Raw genomic sequence first — 14772 nt, 5'->3', positions numbered from 1 at the left:
TCCGTTTAGGGAGCATGATGCTCTACCTGCGATAGGAGTGGGTAGTAGGCTGGCTGCTTCCAGTTGGTTTTCCACACGCTGTACGTTTAATAGGCTTTTCGGCATACTATTCTTCCGAACACTCGGATGGATATCATCATGTCAAATCGGCCAGTTTTCGTTCCCACTGCAGAAGCCGCGTACCTCGCTGAACTTTCAGATCGGCAGGTCAATCGCATGGTCGATGACCAGATCGTGCCAGCCAAACTTTTCGAGCAACACGAGCGTGGTCGTCGCCTGTTCACTAGACTATCGGCTGCTTTTGCCAGGTTCTACTTTGGCACCGAGGATACGCTTTTGCCCGCAGCCCGGCGGCTAGTACTCGCGGAACTGACCGACCGTGTCGAACGTCTATGTTGCAAGAACGATGTCTACACGCTGATTTTTTTGCCTGCCGAAATGAGCTGGAAAGTAACGCAATCTTCCGTGGAGATTGATGTGGCCCCATTCATCGCCAAAACACTTGCACGCATGAAAGAAGTCGACCAGGCAGATGCACTGGTAGTTACAGACCCTGAAATCTTGGGCGGCGTCCCCGTCTTTGCAGGCTCTCGCGTTCCAGTCGACATTGTGCTGGCATCTCTCGACAAGGGCATTGCTCTGGATCGCTTGTGCACCTCGTATCCATTTCTTACGAAAGCTCATCTAGCAGCAGCACGCACCTATATGCAAGTTCACCCTCGCCGAGGGCGGCCTAGGAATCTTGCCGAGGCCTATCCTGAGCTACAACTACGTACCGAGCGAATCGTAAGGACTGCTCGGGCGTGACATTCAAGCTACTTATAGACGAGTGCCTCTCGCCCGAGCTGGTGCAGCGTGCTATTGACGCTGGCTATCTTGAGTCAACCTGTATCCGTTATCGCGGCTTGGCTGGAACGAAGGACTGGAGATTGATCGAACATGTAGTGGCGAATGACTTCACCTTTGTTACTAATAACTCGATCGATTTCCGAGGCAGTTCAGGACACCCCGGCGGGCTCCATGCCAAGCAGCCGATCCACGCGGGCTTGATCTGCTTGAACTCGGCGCAAGTGATGGATTTGGCTCGTCAACACGACCTATTTGGAATCGTGCTGAGTGAGCTGGCGGGTTTGAATGACTTGATCAATACCGCACTTGAGGTAAGCGAAGCCGAAGATGGCGCCGTCAAACTAAAGACCTACACCATTCCGCACCCGGCTTAACTCACTAAGCGAACCACATCGTACACGCTGCGTATCCGTGTTGTCCGGCTCGCCTATGTCCCCCCGTTTGCCGCCTGATCCTTCGGCGGAATAAAGAACCGCTGCGGCGCACGGACAAAGCGCCTCAGCAACCGCCGCGTCAACGCCCAGCCATCCACAAAGCGAATCCGCCGCGAGCGCATGGCCACGAACAGGGCCAGGCCGAAGCTGACGGCCAGGTTGGTCAGGCCGATCAATACGATCCCGACGATGGACAGGGTCCACACCTCCCAGCCCAACTGGAAGTCCAGCGCTACCGCCGAGTAGGCCAGGAAGGCCGACGAGAAGGTGATATGGCGGATATCCAGCGGCAAGCCCAGCAGATAGCCCACCGTGCCCATCGAGCCCAGCATGATGCCGAAGAAGAAATTACCGGCCAGGGCGCCCAGATTGTTTTCGATATAGCGGCAGGCCCGCTGCCAGCGCGCTTCGCCAAACAGCCGGCGTGGCCAGCCCAGTTGCATCAGCCGTTCAGGGATGCGGTTGTAGACCGCCTTGTTGTCGTAATAGCCGGAGATCAGTCCCGCCAGGAACAGGCAGCAGCCGGCGATGGCCGCATGCGGCAGGGCCAGGCTGTGGAAAGGATCGATATCGTGCAGCAGATGGTGGGCTTTTTCCGGCGTGACCCAGACTTCGCCCAGACCATACTTTACCGCCAGCGCGATGGCGAAGGAGGTGGGAATGGCCAAGGCGACATTGCCGAGAATGGCGATGAACTGGGTACGCGCCACCGCTTCGATCAGGCCGGCCAAGGTATCCAGCCGGTCCTCGCCTTTAATGCCATGCTGTTCGATGCTGGCGGCGATCCGGGCCGCCGTCATGGCGGGCTGCTTGGTGGCGATGGTGAAGTGCAGGATATGCACCAGCATAAAGCCCAGCGAATAATTCATGCTGAAGGCAAAAGCCTCGATCAGCGGCGCCAGCTTGAGCTTGGCGGTGAGAATCTTGAGGATGGCCATGAAACCGACGATCAGGCCGGCCCCCATGGCCGAGCGTGCCATGGACTTCCATTCGGCGCGGTTGCCGGCAATGTAATGCTCGCCGGTACGGCCCGCGTGCTCGGTGATCTGCAAGGCCAGCAGATCGGTATTGTTGGAGAACAGATCGCGCAGGCTGGTCTTGCGGTTGTCGGCCTCCACCAATTGCTTGCAGAACTGCACGGCCAGAATAGGCACCCGGCTGCCCTGCTCGGGCGCCAATAGATCGAGTACCAGCCAGAGGCGGGCGATATGCTGCTGCAGCCTTACCATCAGATAGGTCAGGCTGATGCTCACGCCTTCCTGCGCGGCGGTCTTGCGCAGCTTGGTGATGATCACTTCGCACTGGCCCAGCAGGATACGCACATGGCTGTCGTCCTCGTGCAGCGCGGACGCGTCGATCAAGCGTGCCTTGTAGCATTCCAGATAGTCGCGCAAGGCGACATTCTGGGTCAGGAAAGGCGATTCGAACTGCTCGATGGCAGGATGGTTGCGAACCAGCTCCGGCTCCAGCCCGATGGCCGATATCCGGAAGGACAACACCTGGGCGGCTTCGATCAGTTCCAGCCGGGTATTGCGTGCGTCGCCGCCGTGGCTGCCCTCGTCGAAGCGCATGGCGCGCCAAACTTCCAGCCAGACCGTATCCGGGACGGCCTGCACCCACAGATAATCATCATGGCGGGAAAATATCTTGCCCAGCACATCCTTGAGATAATCGTCGCGATACTCGGCCGGCAGCAGCTTTTCGCCCAGCCTGCGCACAAAGGCGCTCCACAAGCCTTCGTTGGAAAGAATGCCGGTATCGGTGTACAGGTGCAGCTGCCGGCGGGTGCCGATCAGCTCCAATAGATATTCGCGCAGGCTGCGCCGGTAGTCCTGCCGTTGATTGAGCAGAAATGCCAGTGACCGCAGGGTATTGACGGGATGATCGTGGTCGTCGGCACGACGAGGGCGAATGGCGGCCACCAAGCCGGCCAATGGTCCCGCCGTAGCGGTCTTGCCGGCTGCAACGATAAGCTGCAGGGCTGTTTCGAGCGAAGCAGTCTGGGTCATAGGCGAGCTATTCTGTGCGGGTCCTTGGGTTTTAACATGAAAAGTCGTCAAGCAGTCGCGGAACCGATCGCGCGCTTGGGCACCGGCATGATCGATTCCTTGCATCTATGGAGAAAGCAACATGGGCAAAGCCCGTATCGAAATCCGCTATTGCACGCAATGCCGCTGGCTACTGCGTGCCGCCTGGCTGGCGCAGGAATTGCTGTCCACCTTCGAGCAGGATATTGGCGAAGTCGCCTTGCAACCTGGAACGGGCGGCGTTTTCGAGGTACTGGCGAACGGCGTGACGGTCTGGGAGCGCAAAGCCGACCAAGGCTTCCCGGACGCCGCCGAACTCAAACAGCGGGTGCGCGACGTGATCGCGCCGGACAAGGCGCTAGGACATAGTGAGCGGAGCGCCTGAGCCGCTTTAGCGCTGACCGCGCTTCGCTCAGTTAGTTTCCGGCAGGGTGAAATAAAAACAGCTGCCCCGGTTCGGTTCCGATTCGGCCCAGATCCGCCCGCCATGGCGGTGCACGATACGCTGGGCGATCGCCAGGCCGATGCCGGTACCGGGGAAATCGGATTCCCGATGGAAGCGCTGGAAGGGGACGAACAGCTTGTCGACACGCGTCGCATCGAAGCCGATGCCGTTGTCACGGACAAAGAATACTTCCCCACCGTCCGCTGCGGGTTGCATGCCGATCTCGATCTGCCCATGCACCTGCCGGCCGGAGAATTTCCAGGCATTGCCTATCAATTGCTCCAGCAAGCTGAACACCAGCGCCTTGTCGGCATTGATCGGCAGCGTGCTGGCAATGTTGACGGCGGCCTTGCGTTTGGGGTCGCGGCTACGCAGCCGGACCACCACCTGGCTGGCCAGCAGGGCCAGATCGGTACGTTCCCGCCGCACCAGATGGCCGGACAACTTGAATAGCTTGAGCAGGTCATCGATCTGCTCGTTCATGCGGGCCGCCTCGGCGCAGATGCGCAGCAGGTAATGGCGTCCCTCTTCTGGCAGCTTGGCCAGATGCTCTTCCAACAAGATATTGCTGAAACCGTTGATCGTCCGCAAGGGTGCCCGCAGATCGTGCGAGACCGCATAGCTATACGCTTCCAACTCTTGCTGGATGGCGGAAAGGCCGGTGGTCCGGTCCTGCGCCTTCTGCTCCAGCTCGCGCAGGTAGCGGACATTTTCCAACGCCATCGCCACCGTATCCGCCAGGGTTTGCAGCAAGGCGGTTTCCTCGGCATCCGGCAAATGGGCTTGCGCCCAGTAGGTGCCGATCGCGGCAACCGTCTCGCCATGGCTGACCGGCGTCATGACCAGGCTTTTTACGAAGGTGGCGCGGTAGAGTTCGCGAGGAATCCGATCATCGGCATAGATATCGGGTATCACGGCCTGCCGGCCATTGAGCATGACCCAGCCGCTGATGCAGTTGCCCATGGGGAAACGTTGGCCTTTCCATAGCGGGCCCAGCGCATCCTCGTCGGCATACAGGCATTGATCGCCTTCGCGTAAGACAAAGGTCGCGCCATCGGCCAGCACCAGTTCGCGCGCGACGGTGCTCACTACGGCCATCACGTCTTCCAGCCGGCGTGCGGTCGATAGCGCCTGCACCGCCTGCACCAGGCGCATCTGGCGACGGCTATGCAGATAAAGCCCGTCGGCGCCGGCGTCTGCCGGCGGACGGTCGAACAGCTTGCGTACCGTGTGCTTGAGCCGCCAGAGATCGTGCTTGTCGATGTAATCCACCGCCCCTGCTTCCAGGCTGGCTTCGGCGTGGAGTTCGTCGGCATGGCCGCTGAAATACAGGAAGGGGACACCGGGCTGGATACGTTGCGCCAGCCAGAGAGCTTCGTGTCCCTCGCAACCTGGCACGCTGCTATCGGAGATCACCAGGTCGTAGCCCTCCCGACCCAGGGCGGCCCGGTAATCCTCGCCATTGTTGGCGATATGGATCTCCAGCTCGACACCCACCCGCTGCAAGGCATTCTGGGTCAAGGTGATATCGAGGGGATTGTCCTCGAGGTAGAGCACTTTCCTGGCCGTCATGACACAGTCCTCCGATCTCGCGCCTGCAGTGACGCGGGGCTTGGCTACGCCCGTGAATCCCTTGCCCGTGCTCGTTGGCACGAACTGTTTTGGCATTCCCACGCTTTTCGCCGCCGACCTCTACCCGTTCCTTCGGCAACGACGCGCTACTACAAGCATAGCCTGCCCGGCGAATAAGCCGGTTCGAATCTCAGCCTGGCAAACTTGCCAGTTAATTAGAGGATACTACTGATGTGACTGTCCATCCAGATTATTAGTTCTGCTTATTTTTCAATGACTACGGTGGCCGGTGCGCTGGCCAGCAGGAAAAACTCGCGATTGCCGTCGCCGCCGGTGATCGGGCTGTCGAGCCAGTCCAAAACCGTCAGCCCCAGTTCGCCTACCGCCGTCTCCAGCTTCTCGCGCACCGCCGCATACAAGACGGGATCGCGCACAATGCCGCCCCGGCCGATATGGTCCCGGCCCACTTCGAATTGCGGCTTCACCAGGCAAAGCAAGCGACCGCCCGGCCGAATCAGGGGTACCACCGTGGGCAGCACCAGGGTGAGCGAAATAAAGGACAGGTCCGCCACCAGCAGGTCATAGCCCTCCTTGCCATTGGCTGCCAGCATGGTGTCGGCATCCAGCGCACGGGCATTGGCCCGCTCGAACTGGGTGACCCTCGTATCGGCCGCCAGACGCGGATGCAATTGGCCATGACCGACATCCACGCCCACCACCGAGGCAGCCCCGGCCTGCAACAGGCAGTCGGTAAACCCACCGGTGGAAATGCCCACGTCCAGGCAGCGCCAGCCCTCGACGGCGAGGCCACAGTGCGCCAGCGCACCGGCCAGCTTGAGGCCGCCGCGCGAGACGTAACGGTCGGCGGGGTCGGGCTCCACTTCCAGGGGTGTATCGGCCAGCAGTTTCTGGCTGGCCTTGCTGACGGGGCTACGGCGGCCGGCGTCGAGTTGAAAAACCCGACCGGCGGCAATCTGCTGCTGGGCGGCGGTACGGGAGGAGGCAAGGCCACGCTCGGTGAGGAGCATATCGGCACGGATCATATTGGTCATGACGTAATTTTATGTCATTCGTACCGCGCAGGTGGTTTTCCGACGGCCGTGCCACCGTAGCAACGGGGTTTACGGGCACCGCAGGGCGGGTGTTCGCGACAATTTGCCGGAAAACGGCTTAAATACCGCCATTCCGCGAAAATCGCTTTAAAAAAAATGAAAAAATTTCTCCCCATACGCGGCCATGGCGATCACCGCCTGTCCATCAAGGCCATCGTAGAAGCCTTGGCGGAGGAGGGCCACGTCCCGTCCGACACCGCCAGCGCCTTCCTGATACCGGCCCGGACATCCGCGCACGGCAAGACCCATCCTTTTGTCTCGATCGCGCCGCAGGGTTGGCAGAGCCTGAAGACCGGCGAGCGCATGGACGTGGAATGGCTGGGAAACTGGCTGGGCAACAAAATCGACCTGCCCTGGCTGCATATCGACCCCCTGAAGATCGACGTCGCCAGTGTTGCCGGCGTGGTCAGCCATGGCTACGCCAGCCGCTACGCCATCCTGCCGGTGTCGGTCGATATGGGCTCGGTCACCCTGGCCACCGCGGAACCCTTCGTCCGCGAATGGGAGGACGAGTTGGCCCGGATTCTCAAGCGCAGCATCAAACGCGTGCTGGCCAATCCGGAAGAGATCAACCGTTACCTGCCCGAATTCTACAATCTGTCGCGCTTCGTCAAGCAGGCGGTGGCGCAAAGCGGTCCGCAGTCCAGCCTGGCCAGTTTCGAGCAGCTGGTGCAACTTGGACGCACCGGCAATGTCGATGCCAATGATCACCATATCGTCGCCCTGGTCGACTGGCTGTTCCAGTACGCCTTCGCGCAGCGCGCTTCCGATATCCACCTGGAGCCGCGCCGCGATGCGGGCCATGTGCGCTTCCGCATCGATGGGCTGTTGCACGCCGTTTACCAGGTGCCGCCCTCGGTGATGAATGCGCTGATATCGCGCATCAAGGTACTTGGCCGCATGGACCTGGCGGAGAAACGCCGGCCCCAGGACGGACGGGTCAAGACCAAGTCGCCGGATGGCCGCGAAATCGAGCTGCGGCTTTCGACCATGCCTACCGCCTTTGGCGAAAAGCTGGTGATGCGTATCTTCGACCCGGCCATCCTGGTCAAGGATTTCGCCTCGCTGGGCTTCGGCCCGGAAGACCAGGCCAACTGGCAGGGCTATGTGCGCCAGCCGCACGGTATCGTGCTGGTAACGGGACCCACCGGTTCCGGCAAGACCACCACGCTGTACACCACGCTCAAACAGCTGGCCACCGAGGAGGTCAACGTCTGTACCGTCGAAGACCCGATCGAGATGATAGAAACTTCGTTCAACCAATTGCAGGTGCAACCGCAGATCGACCTGACTTTTGCCGAATGCGTGCGCACCCTGTTGCGGCAGGACCCGGACATCATCATGATCGGTGAAATCCGCGACCGCGAAACCGCCGATATGGCTATCCAGGCCGCCCTGACCGGTCACCTGGTGTTGTCCACCCTGCACACCAACGATGCGCCCAGCGCGGTGACACGCTTGATGGAGCTGGGCGTACCGCCCTATCTGGTCAGTTCCACCCTGGTGGGCGTCATGGCCCAGCGGCTGGTGCGCACCCTCTGCCCGCACTGCAAACAGCCGGGCGCGCCCATGGAGGCGGAATGGAACGCACTGGTCGCGCCATGGAAGGCCCCCGTGCCGAAAACCGCCTGCAAGGCGGTCGGTTGCCTGGAATGCCGCAACACCGGCTACCTGGGCCGGATCGGTCTGTACGAGATGCTATCCATGAGCCAGGAGCTGCGCCGCCTGATCGCCACCGAGGCCCATCCGGGCGCGCTGAAGGACCAGGCCATCAAGGATGGCCTCAAGCCGCTCAAACTGGCCGGCGCCCAGAAGATCGCCGCCGGGCAGACCACGCTGGAAGAAGTACTGAAAGTGGTTCCATCCGGAATCGAATGACCCGAACCTCGCACCCTCGCCGGTGCCTCTTTTCTTGATTGATCTCTATGCAACGTCGTTCCCTGCTGCTGGCTCTCCCCCTATTGCTGGTCGCCTGCGCCAAGCCGCCGGCATCGCCCCCGCTCGCCGAGGCCTCGCCACATGCCGGCGAGTTCACGCCACCCAAGCCGCTACGCGTTCCCCGCATCGGCATTGCCCTGGGTGGCGGAGCCGCCAAGGGCTTTGCCCATATCGGGGTGCTCAAGGCACTGGAGGCCCAGGGTCTGGCGCCGGTGGCGGTAGCCGGCACCAGCGCCGGTAGCCTGGTCGGCGCCCTTTACGCCAGCGGCATGGATGGCTTCGCCCTGCAAGAGCGCTCGTTCGGGCTGGACGAGGCGCAGATGCGCGACTTCAGCTTTGGCGGCACCGGCCTGGTGAAGGGGGAAAAACTGCAGGACTACGTCAACGAGCAGGTCAAGAATCGACCTATCGAGAGAATGCCCAAGCCCTTTGCCGCCGTCGCCACCGAGCTGGATACCGGCCAGCGCATCGTGTTCCGGCGCGGCAATACCGGCCAGGCGGTACGTGCCTCGTGCAGCATCCCCGGCGTTTTCCAACCGGTGCTGATCTCGGCCAAGCGTTATGTGGATGGCGGCGTGGTCAGCCCGGTACCGGTCGATGCCGCGCGTGAACTGGGTGCCGACATCGTGATCGCCGTCGATATCTCCAGCAAGGCGCAAAACGGCAAGCCGGCTGCGGGTATGTTCGGCATCCTCAACCAGACGGTGGTCATCATGGGGCAGAAGCTGGGAGAACAGGAGTTGGCGCGGGCGGAAGTGGTCATTCGGCCGAGAATCGGCAAAATCGGCGCGACCGATTTCGACCAGAAGCACTTATCCATCCTGGAAGGCGAAAAAGCCACCCAGGCCGCCCTGCCGGCCATCCGTGAAGCCATCATCAAGTGGCAAGCAAGCCATCCATGATAGAACAACTGGAAAAGCTGCTGGATGGCCCGCGCGACGGCCCCTTGCTCCGGTTTTCATTGGGCAATGCCTATCTCAAGGCGGGCCAGGCCGAGCGGGCCGCCGACTTCTATCGCGATGCGCTGGCGCGCGATCCGGACTATTCGGCCGCCTGGCAGGGGCTGGGCAAAGCGTTGGCCGAAGCAGGCCAGCCGGCGCAAGCATGGGACATCTATCAACAGGGCATCGCGGTCGCACAAGCACGCGGCGATATCCAAGCCGCGCGCATGATGGGCGTGTTCGCCAAGCGCCTCGCGGCCGTACTCGACAACAAGGGCAAGACAGCATGAATCAGCACACCTTCGAACTGCGCGGCGAGTACATCGAGCTGCATAATCTACTGAAATTCCTCGCCATCGCCCATTCCGGCGGCGCCGCCAAGATGATGGTGGCCGACGGCCTGGTCGAAGTGGATGGCGAGCCCGAGAGCCGCAAGACCCGCAAGGTCTACGCCGGCAGCGTGGTCCGGGTATTGGATGAAGAAATCATGGTCGTGGCGGCTGCCGCTTGAAGAACAGCCGCTAAGTGGCGGATCAGCGCACCGGCCGCAACAGCGCCAAGGCCGTCTGATCCAACTCGCACCACTGCCCCTCGGCCAAGCCGGCCAGGCAGCCTGCTCCCAGCTGCACTTCCCCCATGCCGGTCCGATGCAAAGCCTCGACCCGGTTGCCGGCCGCCGCCACCATGCGTTTCACTTGATGGTACTTACCCTGGTCGATGGTGATCTCCAACACGGTTTCGTCCAAGCGGCGGCAAGCGAGGGCGGCCAACGGCGCCGGTTCGTCATGCAGTTGCACGCCGGCCAGCAATCTGGCCAGTAACTCATCCGTCAGCGCATGCTTGGCCGTCACCCGGTAGGTTTTCGGTATATGCCGCTTGGGCGAGGCCAGCCCATGGTTGAAGGCGCCGTCGTCGGTCAATAGCAACAGACCGGTGGTATCCGCATCCAGCCGCCCTACCGCTTGTACGCCACGGGCCACGAAGTGTGCCGGCAGCAGGCTGAACACCGAGGCGTGGTGCTGTGGGGTGCGCGAACATTCAAAACCGGCCGGCTTGTGCAGCGCCAGATAGAGCTGCTCCCGCCACGGCCAGGCTGTGCCATCCACTTCCAGCACCAAGCCAGCGGCATCGAAAGCTTGCTCGGGCCGGCGACAGGGCAAACCATCCACCCGCACCCTGCCCGCCTCGATCAGCCCGCGCGCCTCCTTGCGGCTGCCGAATCCTTGCGATTGCAGCAGACGTTCCAATGGCAGGGTTTTGATCGAAGGTGGCATAGCGGCTCATGCGATATCAAAGGAAACGGCCCCGGATGGGGCCGTTTCGCATGATAAAGCAAGTCGCGCGGGAATTCGTTTCAGCGGCCGCGATGGCCATGGTGGCCATGATGCCGGTGGTGGCGATGCTGCCAGCCGTGATGGCGCGGCTCGACATAGATCACCCGGTCGACCGAGCGGGGCTGCACATAGACATAACGCTCCTGCACCGGTTGATAGTAGACCGGCTCACGATATCGCTCACGGTAATAGACCGGCCGGCTTTCGACCACCACATCGCGGCGGTATTCATGACGGCTGCTTGCCGCGGCGCCCAGCGCCCCGCCCAAGGCAGCGCCCACGATCGCGCCATCGCGGCCATCGATATGGTAGCCGATGGCGGAACCGGCCGCGCCACCCAGTGCGCCACCCACGATGATGCGGGAAGAATCGGCCAAGGCCGCGCTACTGCCCAAGGCGGCCGCCAGCAGGAAAAGGGAAATGGACTTACGCATGATTCTGACTCCGTTCGGGCGCAGCGTTTGCTGCCGTGGAAAGCAGTGTGCAAAAACCTGGCTGAATCCGGACTGAATCCTGACCCTTCTCTGCCTGGCGGCGAACAATTTTTAACAAATAGTTTGCACACAATCTGTTTGTTGGCTATATTTCGTTTCACCCGACTCACTCTCTCTCCCCCGCTAAAGGAAGCAACCATGTCCGTACAAGTTCTCTACACCGCTCAAGCCACCGCCACCGGCGGACGTGAAGGCCAGATCGAATCCTCCGATGGCGTACTGCAAGCCAAGCTGGCCCTGCCCCGTGAAATGGGCGGCCCCGGCGGCGCGGCCACCAATCCGGAACAGCTGTTTGCCGCTGGCTATGCCGCCTGTTTCGAAGGCGCCGTGCGTTTCGTGGCCCGTCAACAAGGTGTCAAGATCGAGCATGCCTCGGTCACCGCCAAGGTCGGCGTGGGTCCCCGTGCGGCAGGCGGTTTCGGCATTACCGCCGAACTGGTCCTGTCCCTGCCTGGCATCGACCGTGCCGTCGCCGAGCAATTGGCCGAAGTCGCCCACCGCGATATCTGCCCGTACTCGCATGCCACCCGCGGCAATGTGGACGTAAAAGTATCGGTCGCAGAAGCCTGATCGTCCGGAAATACCGTTCCGCCCGGCATGCCGGCGGGACGGTATTTTCAATCGCATGCCAGGGCATGCCGCGTAGAATAAGCATCGCAAGCAACCCGCCGGCTTTTTATGAACGTCTCACCCATGAACAATGACCCGCAGGAAATGGACTGGCTGAAGCTCGATGCGCAGCTCTGCTTCCGTCTCTACGCCGCCTCGCGCAATGTCACCCGCTGCTACCAGCCCTTGCTGGCCGAATTGGGCCTGACTTATCCGCAATACCTGGTGATGCTGGTGCTATGGGAACATGACGCGGTGACCGTCAAGAATATAGGCGAGCGCCTGCGGCTGGATTCCGGCACGCTGACGCCACTACTGAAGCGGCTGGAACAGAATGGGCTGTTGCGGCGCGAACGCCGCGCCGAGAACGAACGCGAACTGCGGGTTTGCCTCAGCGAGGCAGGCCAACAATTGCGCGAACGCGCCACCGCCATCCCGCCGGCCTTGGTCGCAGCCTTGGGGCTTTCCTTGCCGGAGATCGAGCAGTTGCGGCAGTTGCTAGACAAATTGTTGGGCAGTACCGGCGAAAAAGAACGGCCCGCTGCGCCGGACCGTCCTCGTTCCCTGGACTAGCGCTGGCAGGCGGCCGGTGGCGTAGATGCCACCACACTGCTGAAATGCCAGGCGTAATCGCTGCCTATCGCCTGGGTGCCGCTCTTGCCGGCATGCTGGCCGATGATCCAGGTATCCGCCTTGGCGATGCCGCCGTTGCCATAGGCGGCGATATCGGTAAGGGCGTTGCCGTAGGCCCTGACGATGTTCAATCCCACCGTATCGCGCAGGTACCGCACGTAGTCGGTCTTGTGCTGTTCGGTATTGGGAGGGATAGGGCCGTCCGCATAGGGATTGCTGCGATAGTGCCAGGCCAGCAGGTGCTGCTTGCCGAACCACTCGCGTGCATCGCGCGTGACCCAGTATGGCCGGGCGGTCAGATAGATGATCTGGTAACCCTTCTGTTGATAGGCTTGCACCATCTGCGGCGCATAGTAGAAAGCCGCGGCGGTCTTGAGACCGGCGTAATCGGCATAGGCTTCGAAGTCATTGATGGTCAGCGTCCCGTCTATATCGAACAGGATAGTGTCGCGGCCACGCTCGACCACGCTGAGAAAGCCTTCGACCGCCGATCCGTCGCCCTCCACCACCATGCGGACCCGGTATTCACCGATCGGACGCGGCCCCAACGGTAGGGAGATCTTGCCGTCCGAATCGGTCAATTGGCTGCCCAGGTATTCCCACTCGCGCATATTGCTGCCGAATAGATAGACGTGGACACGTTCGTCTTCCAGGTCCTTGTGCAGAAGCGCGTCGTAGTCGAACTTGCCGACCAGGGTGGCGGACTGGCCGGCCGCCACCATACTGTCGTGCACCATATGCCAGGGCGCATACAGCCCGGACAGGAGCTTGCTGCCGAAATGGCGGAAGGACTTCTTGGCCGGTTGCGGTGCGGCCGGTGCCTGCTGCGGCGTCTGGTAATCGGGACAGGCGGCCTGGACGGCAAGACTGCCGGCCAGCGTAAAGGCCATCGCCATGGAAACCTGGTACTTCATCGATGCTGCTCCTTTTTTTTGAATGGTTCTCGCCTGCCAGGGCGTGCCAATTCTGCGGAGCCGCGATGACGGCTAGATGAATCCAAGCGATAGACCGGTTCGCGCCTCCTCAGAAGAAATCAGCATAGCGCTTGCGTTCCCAATCCGAGACATGGCGTAGATACTCGACCCATTCCAAACGTTTGAGCCGGGCGAACTCGGCCACGAAGTCTTTCCCCAGCGCTTCGCCCAGGACCGGGTCGGCCAGCAGCGCATCGACCGCCTCGCCCAGATGCTGCGGCACATGCTCGATGCCGGCGGCGGTCAGCTGGGCCGGCTGATACTCATAGAGGTCGTCATCGACCTTGTTGCCGGGATGCAACTTGCGCTCGATGCCATCCAGGCCCGCCGCGACCAGGGCGGCCGATACCAGATAGGGATTGGCGCCGGCATCGGCCAATCGCCATTCGATACGGCCGCCGGGACAACGGGCCAGCACCGTGCGGTTATCGCCATAAGCGATATAGGCCGGCGCCCAGGTCGCACCGGATAGTGAATTCCCCACCACCAGCCGTTTGTAGCTATTGACCGTCGGCGCGCAGATGGCGGTCAAGGCGGGTGCGTGGTGCAGGATGCCGGCCAGGAAGTGGTAGCCCATTTCGCTCAGCGCATAGCCGTTCGGATCCGCCGCATCCTCGAATAGATTGCGGCCCTCGGCATCGGCCAGCGACAGGTGGAAATGCAGGCCGCTGCCGGCGCGGTCGGCAAAAGGCTTGGGCATAAAGCTGCACAGCATGCCCAATTGCTCGGCGGCATGGCTGGCCGCCATCTTGAAATAGATATAACGGTCGGCGCTGGTCAGCGCATCGGCGTAGACATAGTTGATTTCATACTGGCCGGTCGCATCCTCATGGTCGATCTGGTAGACATCGGCGCCCACCGCCGCCATGGCTTCCGTGACCTGCTCCAGGAACTGCCGGTTGGCCGGTCGCGACATACCCTTGTAGTCGTAACTGGCCTTGTCCAGCACATCCAACTCGTCCGCCGGCCGGTAGTCGCCGCTGCCGTCGCGCTTGAGCAGGGTGAATTCCGGCTCAAGCCCGGTATTCAAGCGCCAGCCCCGTTCGGCCAAACGCTGCAATTGGGTTTTCAGCAAAACCCGCGAACAAAGCGGATGCGGCCGGCCGTGCACATGGCCATCGCCCACCACCCTGGCATAGCCGGGCAGCCAGGGAACCGGCGCCAGGGTGCTCAGGTCGGCGCGGGCATAATAGTCGCCGCCATTACGGGCGATACCGGTACCCCAGATGGCATAGCCGGAAAATCCCGCGCCCGTGGTGGTAATCAACTCCAGGTGGCGGGCCGGTACGATCTTGGTCTTGGCCGCACCGTGGATATCCACGAACTGGGCCAGCAGATAGTTCACCTTATGCTCGGCCAACCACTGGCCGGCCTGGGCCAGGTCGATATTGTCATTTGCCATGCAAAGCT

16 protein-coding genes are annotated in these 14772 nt (G+C 61.6%); 9 read left to right on the top strand and 7 right to left on the bottom strand.

All coding sequences use genetic code 11. The annotated features are described in order from the left end of the window. The first annotated feature begins 126 nt into the window (after nucleotides 1-126). Together FNU76_RS12805 and FNU76_RS12800 are read left to right on the top strand one after the other, a co-directional pair. Nucleotides 127-807 carry a DUF433 domain-containing protein gene (locus FNU76_RS12805; RefSeq protein ID WP_223879004.1) on the top strand — a complete coding sequence of 227 codons (681 nt, stop codon included), beginning with the start codon at nucleotides 127-129 and terminating at the stop codon, nucleotides 805-807. Next, nucleotides 804-1223 (top strand): DUF5615 family PIN-like protein, encoded by a 420-nt coding sequence (locus FNU76_RS12800; RefSeq protein WP_144278563.1) that lies wholly within the window; start codon nucleotides 804-806, stop codon nucleotides 1221-1223. Before FNU76_RS12805 ends, FNU76_RS12800 begins: the two co-directional genes overlap by 4 nt. A gap of 53 nt (nucleotides 1224-1276) precedes the next feature. On the opposite strand, the gene FNU76_RS12795 is transcribed toward FNU76_RS12800, so the two are convergent. Then, nucleotides 1277-3292 carry a site-specific recombinase gene (locus FNU76_RS12795; RefSeq protein ID WP_144278562.1) on the bottom strand — a complete coding sequence of 672 codons (2016 nt, stop codon included), beginning with the start codon at nucleotides 3290-3292 and terminating at the stop codon, nucleotides 1277-1279. A 121-nt stretch (nucleotides 3293-3413) separates the two neighbouring features. On the opposite strand from FNU76_RS12795, the gene FNU76_RS12790 reads away from it, so the two are divergent. After that, nucleotides 3414-3695, top strand: coding sequence for an Rdx family protein (locus FNU76_RS12790; RefSeq protein ID WP_144278561.1), 282 nt, complete (start codon nucleotides 3414-3416; stop codon nucleotides 3693-3695). Between the two features lie 27 nt (nucleotides 3696-3722). Here FNU76_RS12790 and FNU76_RS12785 read toward each other — a convergent pair whose 3' ends face one another. Beyond that, a complete protein-coding gene (locus FNU76_RS12785; protein WP_179958102.1) occupies nucleotides 3723-5327 on the bottom strand; it encodes an ATP-binding protein in 1605 nt (534 codons plus the stop codon). A 263-nt stretch (nucleotides 5328-5590) separates the two neighbouring features. Further along, entirely contained in the window at nucleotides 5591-6379 is a 789-nt protein-coding gene (locus FNU76_RS12780) for a TlyA family RNA methyltransferase (RefSeq protein ID WP_223879003.1), read from the bottom strand. Nucleotides 6380-6535: 156 nt separating this feature from the next. Here FNU76_RS12780 and tfpB point away from each other — a divergent pair, with 156 nt between their 5' ends. Genes tfpB through FNU76_RS12760 form a run of 4 tightly spaced genes read left to right on the top strand, consistent with a single transcriptional unit; the run spans nucleotide 6536 to nucleotide 9829 of the window. After that, nucleotides 6536-8317 carry a type IV pilus assembly ATPase TfpB gene (gene tfpB / locus FNU76_RS12775; RefSeq protein WP_144278559.1) on the top strand — a complete coding sequence of 594 codons (1782 nt, stop codon included), beginning with the start codon at nucleotides 6536-6538 and terminating at the stop codon, nucleotides 8315-8317. A 47-nt stretch (nucleotides 8318-8364) separates the two neighbouring features. Continuing rightward, nucleotides 8365-9279, top strand: a complete 915-nt coding sequence (locus FNU76_RS12770) for a patatin-like phospholipase family protein (protein ID WP_179958101.1) — start codon at nucleotides 8365-8367, stop codon at nucleotides 9277-9279. Further along, entirely contained in the window at nucleotides 9276-9608 is a 333-nt protein-coding gene (locus FNU76_RS12765) for a tetratricopeptide repeat protein (protein ID WP_144278558.1), read from the top strand. The genes FNU76_RS12770 and FNU76_RS12765 overlap by 4 nt, the downstream gene beginning before the upstream one ends. Further along, nucleotides 9605-9829 carry an RNA-binding S4 domain-containing protein gene (locus FNU76_RS12760; protein WP_144278557.1) on the top strand — a complete coding sequence of 75 codons (225 nt, stop codon included), beginning with the start codon at nucleotides 9605-9607 and terminating at the stop codon, nucleotides 9827-9829. Before FNU76_RS12765 ends, FNU76_RS12760 begins: the two co-directional genes overlap by 4 nt. A 22-nt stretch (nucleotides 9830-9851) precedes the next feature. On the opposite strand, the gene FNU76_RS12755 is transcribed toward FNU76_RS12760, so the two are convergent. Together FNU76_RS12755 and FNU76_RS12750 are read right to left on the bottom strand one after the other, a co-directional pair. Further along, nucleotides 9852-10592: a pseudouridine synthase gene (locus tag FNU76_RS12755; protein WP_308418548.1), complete on the bottom strand. Its 741-nt coding sequence runs from the start codon at nucleotides 10590-10592 to the stop codon at nucleotides 9852-9854. 80 nt (nucleotides 10593-10672) lie between these two features. After that, entirely contained in the window at nucleotides 10673-11086 is a 414-nt protein-coding gene (locus tag FNU76_RS12750; RefSeq protein ID WP_144278556.1) for a YMGG-like glycine zipper-containing protein, read from the bottom strand. 198 nt (nucleotides 11087-11284) lie between these two features. On the opposite strand from FNU76_RS12750, the gene FNU76_RS12745 reads away from it, so the two are divergent. Then, nucleotides 11285-11716 (top strand): organic hydroperoxide resistance protein, encoded by a 432-nt coding sequence (locus FNU76_RS12745; RefSeq protein ID WP_144278555.1) that lies wholly within the window; start codon nucleotides 11285-11287, stop codon nucleotides 11714-11716. A 123-nt stretch (nucleotides 11717-11839) separates the two neighbouring features. Beyond that, entirely contained in the window at nucleotides 11840-12328 is a 489-nt protein-coding gene (locus FNU76_RS12740) for a MarR family winged helix-turn-helix transcriptional regulator (protein WP_144278554.1), read from the top strand. On the opposite strand, the gene FNU76_RS12735 is transcribed toward FNU76_RS12740, so the two are convergent. Together FNU76_RS12735 and glnT are read right to left on the bottom strand one after the other, a co-directional pair. Then, nucleotides 12325-13302 (bottom strand): lipin/Ned1/Smp2 family protein, encoded by a 978-nt coding sequence (locus FNU76_RS12735; protein ID WP_179958100.1) that lies wholly within the window; start codon nucleotides 13300-13302, stop codon nucleotides 12325-12327. The genes FNU76_RS12740 and FNU76_RS12735 overlap by 4 nt on opposite strands. A 109-nt stretch (nucleotides 13303-13411) precedes the next feature. Continuing rightward, nucleotides 13412-14764 (bottom strand): type III glutamate--ammonia ligase, encoded by a 1353-nt coding sequence (gene glnT / locus FNU76_RS12730; protein WP_144278553.1) that lies wholly within the window; start codon nucleotides 14762-14764, stop codon nucleotides 13412-13414. Nucleotides 14765-14772 lie beyond the last annotated feature (8 nt).

It is taken from the genome of Chitinimonas arctica (assembly GCF_007431345.1).
Lineage (GTDB): Bacteria > Pseudomonadota > Gammaproteobacteria > Burkholderiales > Chitinimonadaceae > Chitinimonas > Chitinimonas arctica.
This window is presented reverse-complemented; position numbering and strand designations above follow the sequence as displayed.

Coding starts and splice junctions, on each gene's coding strand:
- FNU76_RS12760 (WP_144278557.1), top strand. CDS start 9,605: ATGAATCAGCACACCTTCGAACTGCGCGGCGAGTACATCGAGCTGCAT.
- FNU76_RS12750 (WP_144278556.1), bottom strand. CDS start 11,086: ATGCGTAAGTCCATTTCCCTTTTCCTGCTGGCGGCCGCCTTGGGCAGT.
- FNU76_RS12780 (WP_223879003.1), bottom strand. CDS start 6,379: ATGACCAATATGATCCGTGCCGATATGCTCCTCACCGAGCGTGGCCTT.
- FNU76_RS12790 (WP_144278561.1), top strand. CDS start 3,414: ATGGGCAAAGCCCGTATCGAAATCCGCTATTGCACGCAATGCCGCTGG.
- FNU76_RS12765 (WP_144278558.1), top strand. CDS start 9,276: ATGATAGAACAACTGGAAAAGCTGCTGGATGGCCCGCGCGACGGCCCC.
- FNU76_RS12805 (WP_223879004.1), top strand. CDS start 127: ATGGATATCATCATGTCAAATCGGCCAGTTTTCGTTCCCACTGCAGAA.
- FNU76_RS12740 (WP_144278554.1), top strand. CDS start 11,840: ATGAACAATGACCCGCAGGAAATGGACTGGCTGAAGCTCGATGCGCAG.
- FNU76_RS12770 (WP_179958101.1), top strand. CDS start 8,365: ATGCAACGTCGTTCCCTGCTGCTGGCTCTCCCCCTATTGCTGGTCGCC.
- glnT (WP_144278553.1), bottom strand. CDS start 14,764: ATGGCAAATGACAATATCGACCTGGCCCAGGCCGGCCAGTGGTTGGCC.
- FNU76_RS12795 (WP_144278562.1), bottom strand. CDS start 3,292: ATGACCCAGACTGCTTCGCTCGAAACAGCCCTGCAGCTTATCGTTGCA.
- FNU76_RS12745 (WP_144278555.1), top strand. CDS start 11,285: ATGTCCGTACAAGTTCTCTACACCGCTCAAGCCACCGCCACCGGCGGA.
- FNU76_RS12735 (WP_179958100.1), bottom strand. CDS start 13,302: ATGAAGTACCAGGTTTCCATGGCGATGGCCTTTACGCTGGCCGGCAGT.
- FNU76_RS12755 (WP_308418548.1), bottom strand. CDS start 10,592: ATGCCACCTTCGATCAAAACCCTGCCATTGGAACGTCTGCTGCAATCG.
- FNU76_RS12785 (WP_179958102.1), bottom strand. CDS start 5,327: ATGACGGCCAGGAAAGTGCTCTACCTCGAGGACAATCCCCTCGATATC.
- tfpB (WP_144278559.1), top strand. CDS start 6,536: ATGAAAAAATTTCTCCCCATACGCGGCCATGGCGATCACCGCCTGTCC.